16 protein-coding genes are annotated in these 13161 nt (G+C 72.5%); 2 read left to right on the top strand and 14 right to left on the bottom strand.

The annotated features are described in order from the left end of the window. Positions 1–75 precede the first annotated feature (75 nt). Positions 76–672: a M23 family metallopeptidase gene (locus IFT77_RS03660; RefSeq protein ID WP_192169232.1), complete on the top strand. Its 597-nt coding sequence runs from the start codon at positions 76–78 to the stop codon at positions 670–672. Between the two features lie 125 nt (positions 673–797). Here the strand turns inward: IFT77_RS03660 and IFT77_RS03665 are convergent, their stop codons facing one another. The 13 genes from IFT77_RS03665 to rpsP all read right to left on the bottom strand — a co-directional run bounded on the left by IFT77_RS03665 (position 798) and on the right by rpsP (position 10117). Continuing rightward, complete coding sequence (locus tag IFT77_RS03665; protein WP_371740910.1) at positions 798–1739, bottom strand: tyrosine recombinase XerC; 942 nt, start codon at positions 1737–1739, stop codon at positions 798–800. 83 nt (positions 1740–1822) lie between these two features. Further along, complete coding sequence (dprA, locus tag IFT77_RS03670) at positions 1823–3073, bottom strand: DNA-processing protein DprA (protein ID WP_371740911.1); 1251 nt, start codon at positions 3071–3073, stop codon at positions 1823–1825. After that, on the bottom strand, positions 3070–4599 hold the full coding sequence (locus IFT77_RS03675) for a YifB family Mg chelatase-like AAA ATPase (protein ID WP_192041984.1): 1530 nt from the start codon (positions 4597–4599) through the stop codon (positions 3070–3072). Before IFT77_RS03675 ends, dprA begins: the two co-directional genes overlap by 4 nt. Beyond that, entirely contained in the window at positions 4596–4958 is a 363-nt protein-coding gene (locus IFT77_RS03680) for a YraN family protein (RefSeq protein WP_192041985.1), read from the bottom strand. The genes IFT77_RS03675 and IFT77_RS03680 overlap by 4 nt, the downstream gene beginning before the upstream one ends. Positions 4959–5063: 105 nt before the next feature. Then, on the bottom strand, positions 5064–5387 hold the full coding sequence (locus tag IFT77_RS03685; protein WP_123546435.1) for a DUF2469 domain-containing protein: 324 nt from the start codon (positions 5385–5387) through the stop codon (positions 5064–5066). Between the two features lie 69 nt (positions 5388–5456). Next, on the bottom strand, positions 5457–6092 hold the full coding sequence (locus tag IFT77_RS03690; RefSeq protein WP_192041986.1) for a ribonuclease HII: 636 nt from the start codon (positions 6090–6092) through the stop codon (positions 5457–5459). Continuing rightward, positions 6092–6844: a signal peptidase I gene (gene lepB / locus IFT77_RS03695; RefSeq protein WP_371740912.1), complete on the bottom strand. Its 753-nt coding sequence runs from the start codon at positions 6842–6844 to the stop codon at positions 6092–6094. Before lepB ends, IFT77_RS03690 begins: the two co-directional genes overlap by 1 nt. A gap of 65 nt (positions 6845–6909) precedes the next feature. Next, entirely contained in the window at positions 6910–7257 is a 348-nt protein-coding gene (gene rplS, locus IFT77_RS03700; protein ID WP_043596315.1) for a 50S ribosomal protein L19, read from the bottom strand. A 190-nt stretch (positions 7258–7447) separates the two neighbouring features. Next, positions 7448–8017 (bottom strand): hypothetical protein, encoded by a 570-nt coding sequence (locus IFT77_RS03705; RefSeq protein WP_192169233.1) that lies wholly within the window; start codon positions 8015–8017, stop codon positions 7448–7450. 74 nt (positions 8018–8091) lie between these two features. After that, positions 8092–8784 (bottom strand): tRNA (guanosine(37)-N1)-methyltransferase TrmD, encoded by a 693-nt coding sequence (trmD, locus tag IFT77_RS03710; protein ID WP_192169234.1) that lies wholly within the window; start codon positions 8782–8784, stop codon positions 8092–8094. A gap of 10 nt (positions 8785–8794) precedes the next feature. After that, complete coding sequence (rimM, locus tag IFT77_RS03715; protein ID WP_371740913.1) at positions 8795–9451, bottom strand: ribosome maturation factor RimM; 657 nt, start codon at positions 9449–9451, stop codon at positions 8795–8797. A 3-nt stretch (positions 9452–9454) separates the two neighbouring features. Beyond that, complete coding sequence (locus tag IFT77_RS03720; protein WP_123546439.1) at positions 9455–9691, bottom strand: RNA-binding protein; 237 nt, start codon at positions 9689–9691, stop codon at positions 9455–9457. Positions 9692–9694: 3 nt separating this feature from the next. Next, a complete protein-coding gene (gene rpsP, locus IFT77_RS03725; protein WP_192169235.1) occupies positions 9695–10117 on the bottom strand; it encodes a 30S ribosomal protein S16 in 423 nt (140 codons plus the stop codon). Positions 10118–10369: 252 nt separating this feature from the next. Between rpsP and IFT77_RS03730 the strand changes: the two genes are divergently transcribed. Beyond that, a complete protein-coding gene (locus tag IFT77_RS03730) occupies positions 10370–11515 on the top strand; it encodes a glutamate--cysteine ligase (RefSeq protein ID WP_192169236.1) in 1146 nt (381 codons plus the stop codon). Positions 11516–11585: 70 nt separating this feature from the next. Here the strand turns inward: IFT77_RS03730 and ffh are convergent, their stop codons facing one another. Continuing rightward, complete coding sequence (gene ffh, locus IFT77_RS03735) at positions 11586–13142, bottom strand: signal recognition particle protein (RefSeq protein ID WP_192041991.1); 1557 nt, start codon at positions 13140–13142, stop codon at positions 11586–11588. Between the last annotated feature and the right edge of the window lie 19 nt (positions 13143–13161).

Here is a 13161-nt window from a genome sequence, read left to right on the forward strand (position 1 = left end):
TCGTGCACAGGTGTTCGTGCACGCGTGAACAGTACGCCCGGTGCGGGATCGGTGCACGCTCGGCAGAGTCCCACGATGGACACCGCCTGTCGCCGCGGTCGCACCCGGCCGCGCCGCCCCCTCCCCCGCCTCCGCCGCCTCCTCGGCCTGCTGGTCGCGCTGCCGGCGCTGCTGCTCGTGCCCGTCCCGGGCACCGACGTCACGGCGAGCGCCACGTCGACCGGCACGACGGCCGGGACGTCGTCGGCGCCAGCCGTGCCGTGGTCGTGGCCGGCGGCCGCGCCGCACCCTGTCGTCCGGGCCTTCACGGCGCCCGAGCACCGCTGGTCTCCGGGGCACCGGGGCATCGACGTCGGCACGCCGACCGGCTCGGCCGTGACGGCGCCGGACGACGGCGTCGTGCACTTCGCGGGCGTGGTGGTCGATCGTCCCGTGCTGTCGCTGCGCCACGCCGACGGCGTGCTCAGCAGCCTGGAGCCCGTGGTCAGCGAGCTGGCCGCGGGCGAGACCGTCGTGCGCGGGCAGGTCGTCGGGACGGTCCAGGCGGGGCACTGCCCGGACGTCGAGTGCGTCCACCTCGGAGCGCGGATCGACGGTGAGTACGTGTCGCCGCTCCTGATGCTCGGGCTCGGACGGCCGTCGGTGCTGCTGCCGACACGTCGACCCGGGTGACCGCGCCGACCGTGCGGGCGGTCGGCCGTGCGGGCGGTCGGCCGTGCGGGCGAGCGGCCGTCCGGGCGATCGGCCGTGTGGACGGGGGCGGGTCGACGGGGCGGGGTGGACGACGAGTCGGCGGGTCAGGCCCGCGGGTGGGCCGTCCGGTAGCTCTCGCGGAGCCGCTCGGTCGACACGTGGGTGTAGATCTGCGTGGTCCCCAGGCTGGCGTGTCCGAGCAGCTCCTGGACGGCGCGGAGGTCGGCACCGCCGTCGAGCAGGTGGGTCGCCGCGGTGTGCCGCAGCGCGTGCGGGCCTGCCGGGCCGCCGCCCGGCAGGTCGGCGAGCAGCCCCGCGACGAGCCGGTGCACGGCGCGGGTGCCGAGCCGCGCTCCGCTCGCCCCGAGGAACGCCGCTCGGCGCGCGTCGTCGCCTCCGGCCGGGTCGGCGGGGGCCGCCGCAGCGAGCGCCGGCCTCCCGAGCGTGAGCCAGCGGTCGAGCGCCTCTGCCGCGGGCACCCCGAAGGGCACGACCCGTTGCTTGGCGCCCTTGCCCGTCACGAGCACGGTGCGCCGCTCGAGGTCGAGGTCGCCGACGTCGGTGCCCACCAGCTCGGACACGCGCAGGCCTGACCCGTAGAGCAGCTCGACGACGGCGAGGTCGCGTCGGGCCCCGGGGTCGGCCGTGTCGGCGCGGACGGCCAGCGACCGCAGCACGCCGTCGATCTGCGGCGACGTGAGGACGCGCGGCAGGTGGCTCTCGGGCTTCGGGGCGCGGAGCCGCACGCCCACGTCGGCGGCGGTGCGGTCCGTCTCGTCCAGCCAGCGCGTGAACGCCCGTGCGCTCGAGGCCCGTCGTGCGAGGGTCGTCCGGGCGAGCCCCGACTCGGTCGAGCGCCACAGCCAGTCGCGCAGCAGCTCGAGGTCGAGGTCGGCGGTGACCGGCGGCCGGCCTGCCTGCTCGGCGGCGTGGGCGTCGAGGGCGTCGAGGTCGGACGCGTAGGCGCGGACCGTGTGTTCGCTCAGGCCCCGCCCGTCACGGAGGTGCGCGAGGAACCGCTCGACGTCGCCGAGGAGGCGCGTCACGGCCTGACCCGCCCGTCGCAGGAGGCCCCGGTCGACCCGTGCGCCCCGAGCCCGCTGTCCGTCGTCGCTCGCACGGGGCCAGGCTACCCACGTCGCGGGGCGGGACGACGGCGCCACCCGGCAGGCCGTCGCTCCACCAGCTCGTCGGCCTCCATCTCGGCCAGGAGGGTCCGTACCGTCGCGACCGAGAGGCCGGAGGCGGCGGCGACCTCGTCCGTGCTGCGCTCGACCCGCGTGCTCAGGGCGTCCTGCACGCGGCCGACGTCGACGGGCTGCTCGGCCTGCCAGGCCTGCTCGACGAGGTCGTCCTCGCCGCCCACGAGCTCGACGACGTCGGACAGCCCCGTGACGCACGTCGCGAGGCCGGAGCGGAGCAGCGCGTGGCAGCCGGCCGAGAGCGGCGACGTGACCGGCCCCGGCACGGCCCCGACGGGACGCCCCAGCGCGGTCGCGTGGCCGGCCGTGTTGAGCGATCCCGAGCGCTGACCGGCCTCGACGACGACGACCGCGGCGCTGAGGGCGGCGATCAGCCTGTTGCGGCTGAGGAACCGGAACCGGTGGGGCATGGTGCCGCACGGCGACTCGGAGACCATGAGGCCGTCGCGCAGGACGGCACGGAGCAGGTCGTCGTGCCCGGTCGGGTAGAAGCGGTCCACCCCGCCCGCCATCACGGCGACCGTGCCGGCACCCGACGCGACGGCGGCTCGGTGCGCCATGCCGTCCACGCCGTACGCGCCGCCCGAGACCACGACGAGCCCGCGGTCGGAGAGCCCGCTCGACAGGTCGGCGGCGACCTGCTCGCCGTAGGACGTCGCCGCCCTCGCCCCGACGAGGGCCACGCCGGTCCGCGTCTCGGGCAGCTGCCCGCCGCCTCGCAGCCAGAGGGCTGCGGGCGCGTGGTCGCCGAGGTCGTCGAGGGCCGACGGCCACGAGGCGTCGCCCGGCACCACGACGCGGACGCCCAGGGCCGTCGCGGACCGGAACCAGCCACGGACCGTCGCGGCCTCGACCCGTGGTGCCCACCGGCTCAGCGCCCGGTGCAGCTCGAGGCGGTCGACGTCGGGGACCCCGGCCGCGACCATCCGTGCCCCGAGGACCCCGGGGTCGAGCTCCGAGCGCCGCGCTGCGAGCGACTCCAGCACCAGCCGGAGCGACACGGCCGGGCCCAGGGCCCGACGGCAGGCACCCGCCGCGGCGTCGCCGTCGGACGCGACGCCGCTCCAGGCCGCCAGCCCGAACGCGTCGACGGGGTCGCACCGGGACGGCTCGTCGGCCCGCACCCCGGCGGCGAGGTCGACGAGGTCGGCCGTGCTGGCCGAGAGCAGCGCGTTCACAGCGACCGCCGGAGGCCGAGCGCCCGGGCGACGTGCCCGTGGCCCGGCACGTCGGCGGCGTCGAGGTCGGCGAGCGTCCACGCGACCTTCAGCACGCGGTCGTAGCCCCGCATGGTCAGGGCGCCCGACTCGAGGGCGCGGTCGATGGGACGGGTCGCGGAGAGCGGGAGCCGGCGGCCCGGGGACCGCAGCCAGGTGCCCGAGACCTCGGCGGTGAGCCGCCACGGGGTGTCGGCGAGCCGGGCGGCAGACCGACGCCGCGCCTCCTCGACCCGTGCCCGCGCCGCCGCCGTCGTGACGACCTCGGCCGTCTCGGCGAGGCGGAACTGCGCCGAGCTGATGCGGGCGACCTGCAGCTGGATGTCGATCCTGTCGACGAGCGGACCCGAGAGCTTCGCGTGGTAGCGCCGCCGCTGGATCGGCGTGCAGACGCAGTCGCCGTCCCGGGTGCCGTGCTGTCCGCACGGGCACGGGTTCGCGGCGGCCACCAGCTGGAACCGGGCCGGGAACCGAGCGACGGCACGCGACCGGTGGATCACCACCTGCCCGGACTCGAGGGGCTGGCGGAGGCAGTCGAGGACGGACTGCGAGAACTCGGGGGCCTCGTCGAGGAAGAGCACGCCGCGGCTCGCCCGGGTCACGGCGCCCGGGCGGATCACGCTGCTGCCGCCGCCGACCATGGCCGCGGCGCTCGACGTGTGGTGGGGATCCTCGAAGGGCGGGCGTCGCTCGAGCTCGCCGTCGACCGGCCTGCCGGACAACGAGCGGACGGAGCTGACCTCGAGCGCCTCGTCGACGTCGAGGTCGGGCAGAAGGCCCGGCAGACGTGCAGCGAGCATGCTCTTGCCTGCCCCCGGCGGGCCCACCATGAGCAGATGGTGACCGCCGGCCGCGGCGACGACCAACGCCTCCACGGCGTCGGAGTTGCCGATGACGTCGCCGAGGTCGATGTCCTGCCGCCGAGGGTCGTCGACCCGTGGCCTGCGGATCGCGTCGACCAGCTCGGGGACGAGGTCGGCACCGTGCCGGATGGCCGCCTCGCGCAGGCTCGCGACCCCGACCACGGTGATGCCCGGCACCAACGACGCCTCGTCGACCGCGTCCGCGGGCACGACGACGGTGCGGATGCCCGCCCGGCGAGCAGCGAGGACGGCGGGGAGCACGCCGTCGACCGGCCGGACACGACCGTCGAGCCCGAGCTCGCCGAGGTGGACCGCCTCCTCCACCGACTGCGCCGACACGAGACCCGACGCCGCGAGTGCCGCCATCGCGATGGCCAGGTCGAACGACGAGCCGTGCTTCGGCAGCGACGCCGGCGACAGGTTGACCGTCAGCTTGCGCGCCGGGAGGGCGCACCCGGCGTTGGTGGCCGCCGCCCGCACACGGTCACGAGCCTCGCCGAGGGAGGCGTCGGGGAGCCCGATGATGACGAAGGCCGGCAGGCCGGGGCCGATGTCCGCCTCGACCTCGACGAGCGCACCCTCGAGCCCGAGCAGGGACACGGCCCTCGTGCGGCCGACGCTCACGCGCCGGCTCCCCGCACGTGCGAGATCTCGTCGTCGCCCGGGGCGCGGCCGAGGACGACGCCGACGACGTCGATGCGCACCCGCCTGCCCGCGCCGGGGTGCGCCTCGAGCCACGCGCCTGCAAGCCGTCGCAGCCGGGCCAGCTTCACCGCGGTGACCGCCTCGAGGGGGTGGCCCCAGCCGATGCCGCGCCGCGTCTTCACCTCCACGACCACGACCTCGTCGCCGTCGAGCGCGACGACGTCGATCTCGCCCTCGCGGCACCGCCAGTTCAGCTCGACCACGGTCAGCCCGTGGTCCTCGAGCCACCGGGCCGCGAGCACCTCGCCGTGCCGACCCGTCTCGTCCTTCTTCGCCATCTCGACCTCCTGCACGGACTGTGCCGCGGGTGGGGTCGAGGTCGCTGGTCGGGGACAGGGCCCTGGGGGCGGATGCCCGGCACCGATCAGCTGGGGAGGGACGAGCTACTCGTCGAGTGCGAGCTCCTTGGGCAGCTCGAGGTCGCGCGCCGTCAGCTCCTCGACGTTCACGTCCTTGAACGTGAGCACGCGGACCGACTTCACGAAGCGGTCGGAGCGGTAGACGTCCCACACCCAGACGTCGGTCATCGTCAGCTCGAAGTAGAAGTCGTGCTCGGTGTCGCGGCGCACGAGATCGACCTCGTTGGCCAGGTAGAAGCGCCGCTCCGTCTCGACGACGTAGCGGAACTGCGACACCACGTCCCGGTACTCGCGGTACAACGCGAGCTCGACCTCACGGTCGTAGTCTTCGAACTCGTCCTCGTCCATCGAGAAGTCATCCTACGCGGCTGCGGGCGGGCAGCACGCCGTGGACTCGTCACCGCAGCCGGTCGAGTCTCAGTGCAGCCAGGTGAGGCGGTGCAGGGGCGACGGCCCGAGCTCGCCGAGGGCCGCGTAGTGAGCCCCCGAGCCGTAGCCCTTGTTGCCTGCCCAGCCGTAGCCGGGGTGCACCTCGTCGGCCTCGATCATCATGCGGTCGCGGTGGACCTTGGCGATGACGGAGGCGGCGGCGACGGAGGCGCAGTCACGGTCGGCCTTGACCCGGGTCGTGATGCGGGGCACCGTCGTCAGCGCCGGTGACAGGTAGTCGTGGTTCCCGTCGAGGACGACGACCGAGCTCATGATGCCCACCCCCGCCTCGTGGAGGGCGGTCAGGGCACGCCGACCGGCGAGGCCGAGGGCGGCCACGATGCCGATCCGGTCGACCTCGTGCGCCTCGGCCAGCCCTACCGCGTGCGCCTGCACCCAGCTGGTGGCGACGGGGTAGAGCGCCTCGCGACGCTTCTCGCTGAGCAGCTTGCTGTCGCGCAGGCCGAGCGGCATCTCGCCGCACTCGGCGTGGACGGCGCTGAGGCCGACCGCGACGGGGCCCGCGATGGCGCCGCGGCCGACCTCGTCGCAGCCGATCACCCAGGTGGCACCACGGGCGTGCAGCTCGCGCTCGACGTCGAGGGTGGGATCGGCGACGGCCATCACTCGCCGTCGCGCTCGGTGCCGCGGAAGACGTCGGGGTAGTCGCCGAGCCACGTCCACCGCGTCGACGGCCAGCTGATCACGAAGGCCCGACCCACGACGTCGGACATCGGCACGAAGCCCTGGCTCGGCGTCTCGCGGTTGTACCGGGAGTCTTTCGAGTTGTAGCGGTTGTCGCCCATCACCCAGAGGGACCCCTCGGGCACCGTGACGGAGAAGTCGTCGCCGGACACCCGCGTCTCGCCCAGGGGCAACGTGACGTAGGGCTCCTTGATCGGCACTCCGTTGACCGACATCTGCCCGTAGTCGTTGCAGCACTCGACGGTGTCGCCCGGCAGCCCGATGACCCGCTTGATCAGGTGGTCGTTGCTGTCCTGTGCGCCGAGGCCCACCTGGGTGAGGAACCACGAGAGACCGTCGGAGACGGGACCGCCCGACGCGGGCGCGACGGGGGCCGTGCCCTCGAGCCAGCCGCCGGGATCAGTGAAGACGACGACGTCGCCGCGCTTCACGTCGACGAGGTCGGGGACGAGCTCGTTGACGATGATGCGGTCGTTGATCTGCAGCGTGTCCTCCATCGACCCGCTGGGGATGTAGAACGACCGGATCAGGAACGTCTTGATCAGGAACGAGATGAGGAGAGCGGCGAGGAAGATGACCACCACGTCGCGCAGGAACGTGCCGACGCCGCGCTTGCGGTCGTCGTCACGACGGGGGCGGCGCAGACGGCGCCGCAGGGATGCATTCGTCAATTTAACCGCCCGAGCTCCCCGCCATCGTACAGGGCGGGGAGCTCGGTGAAGATCGTGCGACGGGGTCAGTTGTCGCGCTTCTCCTTGATCTTGGCCTTCTTGCCGCGGAGCTCGCGGAGGTAGTACAGCTTGGCGCGACGGACCGCGCCGCGGCTGACGACCTCGATGTGGTCGATGACCGGCGAGTGGACCGGGAAGGTGCGCTCGACGCCGACCTGGAAGCTGACCTTGCGGACCGTGAAGGTCTCGCGGATGCCCTCGTTCTGCTTGCCGATGACGACGCCCTGGAAGACCTGGACGCGCGAGCGCGTGCCCTCGATGATGTTCACGTGCACCTTGACGGTGTCGCCGGCACGGAAGTCGGGGACGTCCGAGCGGAGGTTGGCGGAGTCAACCGCGTCGAGGATGTGCATAGTCGTTCGCTCTCTGCAGCCGCCACAGGTCGACTGCCGTTCGTGGTGGGTTGCCCACCATCTGGTGATGAAGAAGACGTGCTCTGGAGAGGCAGACTCCCCTGAGGCAGAGTCGTGCCCAGGCACAAGCGTCAATCATGCCACAGCCGCGCACCCCGTCGCCACCGCCGCGAGCGGCGCGGCGTGGGCGCTACTCCCGCGGCGTGATGCGGATGACCCGGGCAGGGTCGCCGGTGGCGAGCCCCGCAGCACGGGCGTCGACCCTGGCTGCCGTGGCGACCCGGTCGAGGTCGGCCAGCGAGGCCGCGACCCGGCGCCGCGCCTCCGCCAGGAACTGCCACACGGCGGCCGCGAGGAGGCCGAGGCCCCCGGCCACGGTCACGACGGCCGACAGCCCGAAGAGCGCGCTCGACAGGTCCAGGTCGCCGCCGGGCACGACACGGGTGAACGCCGACGACGCCGAGGAGGCGGCGGACCCGTCGACGAGGAAGAAGCCGAGGGCGAGCTGAGCCGCCCACGTGAGAGCCAGCAGACCAGCGTCGACCCAGGACACGGCTCGGTCGTCACGGACGCTGCGGCGAGCGGTGACGACGCCCGCGGCGACCGCCTGGCCGACGAAGAGCAGCGGCACGAGCACGAGCTGCCCGAGGACCTGCAGCCCCAGCGGGACGCCGAAGAAGGCCCGTCCGAACAGCACCCACAAGGGCAACACGAAGACGGCAGGCCAGAGGAGGCGGTACAGGACTCGACGGATCGCCATGCGACGAGGCTACGGGCGCCCGGCGGAGAACTGGCTGCGAAGCCGGACGAGTCCCGGCCGACGAGGCGCGGTGCTCAGCCGAGCAGGTCGGGGCGTACCCGTCGGGTCCGCTCGACCTGCTGCTCGTGACGCCACGAGGCGATCGCGCCGTGGTTGCCGCCCATGAGGACCGGCGGCACGTCGAGCCCGCGCCACGAGGCGGGCTTCGTGTAGCTGGGGTACTCGAGCAGGCCGCCCTCGTGGCTCTCCTCCGTGAGGCTCTCCGGGTTGCCGACGACCCCGGGGACCAGACGGCCGACCGCCTCGATCATCGCGGTCACGGCCACTTCTCCCCCGTTGAGGACGTAGTCGCCGAGGCTGATCTCGCACACCGTCACGCGGGTCGCCGCGTGCTCGACCACCCTCTGGTCGATGCCCTCGTAGCGCCCGCAGGTGAAGACGAGGTGCGGCACGGCGGCGAGCTCGCGCGCCAGCGCCTGGGTGAACGGCGTGCCCGCCGGCGACGGGACGATGACGGTCGTCGTCGCCGGGTCGGCGTCGTCGCCGAGCACGTGGTCGAGCGCCTCGCCCCACGGCTCGGGCTTCATCACCATGCCGGCCCCGCCGCCGTACGGGGTGTCGTCGACGGTGCGGTGCCGGTCGTGGGTGAAGTCGCGCAGGTCGTGCACGGCGACGTCGAGAAGGCCCTGCTGACGGGCCTTGCCGAGGAGCGAGATGTCGAGCACGGAGAAGAACTCCGGGAAGATCGACACGATGTCGATGCGCACCGCGCCGCCGTCAGTTCTCGTCGGCGGGACGTGCTGCGTCGTCGGCCTCGCTCGACGCAGGCTCCACACCGGCATCGGCATCGGCATCGGCATCTGCATCGGCTGAGTCAGCGTCGGCCGTGTCGTCAGCGAGCTCCTCGAAGAGCCCGGGAGGCGGCGTCACGGTGACGACGCCCGCCTCGATGTCGACCGAGGGCACGAGAGCACTGACGAAGGGCACGAGGACCTCGCCCTGCTCCGTCTCGACGGCCAGCAGGTCCTGTGCGGGCAGGTGGTCGACGCGCGCCACGGTCCCGACGACGACGCCGTCGCGCTCGACCCGGAGGCCGACGAGCTGGTGGTGGTACCAGGCGTCGTCTTCGTCGGGGAGCTCGTCGAGGTCTTGGTCGACCCAGAGGATCGCCTTGACGAGGGACTCGGCCGCGGTGCGGTCGTCGACCCCCTCGAAGAAGCCCACGGGGTGGCCGTTGTACCACCGGAGCTCGCCGAGGGTCAGAGTCTTGCCGCTCCACTCGCTGGTCTCGGGGACCTGCAGCGTGAACGAGGCACCGGGCGTGAAGCGCTGCTCAGGAGTGTCGGTGAACAGCTCGAGCTTGAGCGCGCCCTTCAGGCCGTGGGCCTTGGTGAGCCGCCCCACGCGGAGCTGGGTCTTGTCGGTGGGCGCCACGGCTCAGGAATCGCTGTCGACGACGTCGACCCGGACGCGCTTGCCGTCGGCGATCGCCGTCACGAGCGTGCGGAGGGCCTTGGCGGTCCGGCCGGAACGGCCGATCACACGCCCGAGGTCGTCGGGGTGGACGTGCACCTCGAGCACGTCGCCGCGGGGCGACGACGACTCGACGACCTGCACCTCGTCCGGGTGATCGACGATCCCCCGGACGAGGTGTTCGAGTGCAGGTGCGAGCACTGACTACGCCTCGGTGGTCTCGGCGTCGTCAGCAGCCTCGGCCGGGGCCTCGGCGGGCTCGGCCTTGGCGGGCTTCTCCGACTTCGGGACGAGCACGGGCTTCTTCTTCTCGTCGGCGACGAAGGACTCCTTCGGAGCCTTGGTCTTGACGGTGCTGACGGCGTCGGCGTCGCCCTTGAAGCGGCCCCAGTCGCCCGTGAGCTTGAGGATGGCGGCGACCTGCTCGGAGGGCTGGGCGCCCACGCCGAGCCAGTACTGCGCACGCTCGGAGTCGACCTCGATGAACGAGGGCTCCTCGGTGGGGTGGTACTTGCCGATCTCCTCGATGACGCGACCGTCGCGCTTGGTGCGCGAGTCGGCGACGACGATGCGGTAGAACGGAGCACGGATCTTGCCCATGCGCTTGAGACGGATCTTGACAGCCACAATTCTCCTGTGTGATGTGATGTGGGCGAGTTGCTAGCCGTGAGCGTGGGGGCACACTCGGCTCGAAAGCTCTATGAGGTCTGGCGGCCACCTGATTAGAGGGTCGGACGACCGAAGACTCGACCCATCATTGTTGCAGACCCGACGGCCGATCTGCCAATCCCTCGAGATCGTGTCGGCGGACCTCGATCGCGGGCGGCTGCCAGGATGGTGCAGCCGGGGTCCCGCACCCCCGACGAGAGAGCAGGCAGCATGCGCATCGACTTCACGAGCTCCGAGCCGTCGACCCTCGGCGTCGAGTGGGAGCTGGCCCTCGTCGACCAGGGCAGCGGCGAGCTCGCGCCGCACGCCCCGGCCGTCCTCGCCGACCTCGCGCACCTCAACGACGACGGTCCCGAGCGCCTCACCGGCGAGCTGCTCACGAACACCGTCGAGGTCGTGACGGGCGTCCACCGTCGGGTGGCCGACGCCGTCGACGACCTCCGCTCGACCATCGACCACGTCCAGGCGAGCGCCGAGCTGCTCGGCGCCGACCTGATGTGCGCGGGCACGCACCCGTTCAGCCGCTACGCCGACCAGGACGTCACCCCCGACAAGGAGAGGTACGCGACGCTGATCGACCGGACCCGGTGGTGGGGCCGCCAGATGATGATCTGGGGCGTCCACGTGCACGTCGGCATCGACTCCCGCGACAAGGTGCTGCCGATCCTCAACGGCCTGCTCACCTGGCTGCCCCACTTCCAGGCCCTCACGGCGTCCAGCCCCTTCTGGGTGGGCGAGGAGACGGGCTACGCCTCGAACCGCGCCCTCATGTTCCAGCAGCTGCCCACCGCCGGCCTCCCCCCGCAGTTCGGCGCCTGGGCGAACTACGAGGAGATGGTCGCCGACATGACCCACACCGGCGTCATCGACGACCACAGCGAGCTGCGCTGGGACATCCGTCCGTCGCCGAAGTGGGGCACCCTCGAGACCCGCGTCTTCGACGGCATCTCGACCTTCGAGGAGGTCGGCGCCATGGCCGCGCTGGTGCAGTGCCTCGTCGACGACATGTCCACGAAGCTCGACGCGGGCCACGAGCCCGCCCAGATGCAGCCCTGGTTCGTGCGTGAGAACAAGTGGCGCGCGGCCCGCTACGGCATGGACGCAATCGTCATCCTCGACGCGGCGGGCGACGAGCGCCTGGTGACGGACGACCTGCGTGACCTGCTGGTCGACCTCGAGCCGGTCGCCGAGCGCCTCGGCTGCCTCGAGCAGCTCCGTGGGGTGGACACGATCGTGGAGCGCGGCGCGAGCTACCAGCGCCAGCTCACCGTCTCCGCACAGCACGGGGGCGACCTGCGACCGGTCGTCGCGTCGCTCGTGCGCGAGCTCCGCGAGGGCATCGCGCCCGCCTCGTGAACGGGAGGAGGCGCGGGTCGGCCGACCCGCGCCTCCTGCGCTCTCGGGGGCGTACGCCCCGCACCTGCCGCTAGCCGCGACCGATCATCTTCTGCAGCGAGGCCAGCTCTTCTTCGGTGGGCGCCTTGCTGCCGCCGCCGAGGCCGAAGCCCGAGCCGCCGGGGGCCGAGCCGCCCGCCGACCCGCCGGAGGCGAGGGCCGCGTTCTGAGCGGCGCGCTTGGCCGGGTTGCCGGCCTTGGAGCCCTTCTTCTTCGGTGGCTGCTTCTTGCCGCCGTACGACGCACCGGGGATCGGGCCCATGCCGGGGACCTGCGGCACGCCGCCCTTCGCCACGGTCTTCATCATCTTCGAGGCCTGCTCGAAGCGCTGCACGAGCTGGTTCACGTCGGTGACGGTCATGCCGGAGCCCCGCGCGATGCGCAGCCGGCGGGAGCCGTTCAGGAGCTTCGGCAGCGCCCTCTCCTGAGGGGTCATCGACTGGATGATGGCCTCGGTGCGCACGATCTCGCGCTCGTCGAAGTTCTCGAGCTGCTCGCGCATGCCCTTCGCCCCGGGGAGCATGCCGAGCATGCCCTTGATCGACCCCATCTTGCGCAGCTGCTGCATCTGCTTCAGGAAGTCGTCGAGGGTGAAGTTGTCGGTCGCGATCTTCTCCGCGACGGCCCGGGCCTCTTCTTCGTCGAAGGCGCCCTGCGCCTGCTCGATCAGCGAGAGGATGTCGCCGAGGTCGAGGATGCGGCTCGCCATGCGGTCCGGGTGGAACGGCTCGAACGCGTCGAGCGTCTCGCCCGTCGAGGCGAACATGATCGGTCGACCCGTGACCGAGGCGACGCTCAGCGCCGCACCGCCCCGCGCGTCGCCGTCGAGCTTCGAGAGCACGACGCCCGTGAAGTCGACGCCCGCCTGGAATGCCTTGGCCGTCGCGACCGCGTCCTGTCCGATCATGGCGTCGATGACGAAGAGCACCTCGTCGGGATCGATCGCCTTGCGGATGTTCGCGGCCTGCTTCATCAGCTCGGCGTCGACGCCGAGACGGCCGGCGGTGTCGACGATGACCGTGTCGTAGACCTTGTCGCGGGCGAACTTGATGGCCTGCTTGGCGACCTTGACCGGGTCGCCGACGCCGTTGCCCGGCTCGGGGGCGAACACGGCGGCCCCCGCCTGCTCGCCCACGACCTGGAGCTGCTGCACGGCGTTGGGGCGCTGCAGGTCACAGGCGACGAGGAGCGGCGTGTGGCCGTCCTTCGCGAGCCACTTGGCGAGCTTGCCGGCGAGGGTCGTCTTGCCCGCGCCCTGGAGGCCGGCGAGCATGATGACGGTCGGCGGGTTCTTCGCGAACTCGAGGCGGCGCTGCTGGCCGCCGAGGATCTCGATGAGCTCCTCGTTGACGATCTGGACGACCTGCTGGGCCGGGTTGAGGGCCTTGTTCACCTCGTCGCCCAGGGCGCGGTCGCGGATCTTGGTGGTGAACGCCTTGACGACCTCGAACGCGACGTCGGCGTCGAGCAGGGCGCGCCGGATCTCCCGGACGGTGCCGTCGACGTCGGCGGGCGTGAGCTTGCCCTTGTTGCGGAGGTTCTTGAACGTGTCCGCGAGGCGGTCAGAGAGGGTTCCGAATGTGGCCATGGTGGCCTCAGCTTAACGG

The organism is Frigoribacterium sp. CFBP 13729 (assembly GCF_014841875.1).
Lineage (GTDB): Bacteria > Actinomycetota > Actinomycetes > Actinomycetales > Microbacteriaceae > Frigoribacterium.

Coding starts and splice junctions, on each gene's coding strand:
- IFT77_RS03660 (WP_192169232.1), top strand. CDS start 76: ATGGACACCGCCTGTCGCCGCGGTCGCACCCGGCCGCGCCGCCCCCTC.
- IFT77_RS03680 (WP_192041985.1), bottom strand. CDS start 4,958: ATGGCGAAGAAGGACGAGACGGGTCGGCACGGCGAGGTGCTCGCGGCC.
- IFT77_RS03685 (WP_123546435.1), bottom strand. CDS start 5,387: ATGGACGAGGACGAGTTCGAAGACTACGACCGTGAGGTCGAGCTCGCG.
- IFT77_RS03690 (WP_192041986.1), bottom strand. CDS start 6,092: ATGGCCGTCGCCGATCCCACCCTCGACGTCGAGCGCGAGCTGCACGCC.
- rplS (WP_043596315.1), bottom strand. CDS start 7,257: ATGCACATCCTCGACGCGGTTGACTCCGCCAACCTCCGCTCGGACGTC.
- IFT77_RS03705 (WP_192169233.1), bottom strand. CDS start 8,017: ATGGCGATCCGTCGAGTCCTGTACCGCCTCCTCTGGCCTGCCGTCTTC.
- IFT77_RS03730 (WP_192169236.1), top strand. CDS start 10,370: ATGCGCATCGACTTCACGAGCTCCGAGCCGTCGACCCTCGGCGTCGAG.
- ffh (WP_192041991.1), bottom strand. CDS start 13,142: ATGGCCACATTCGGAACCCTCTCTGACCGCCTCGCGGACACGTTCAAG.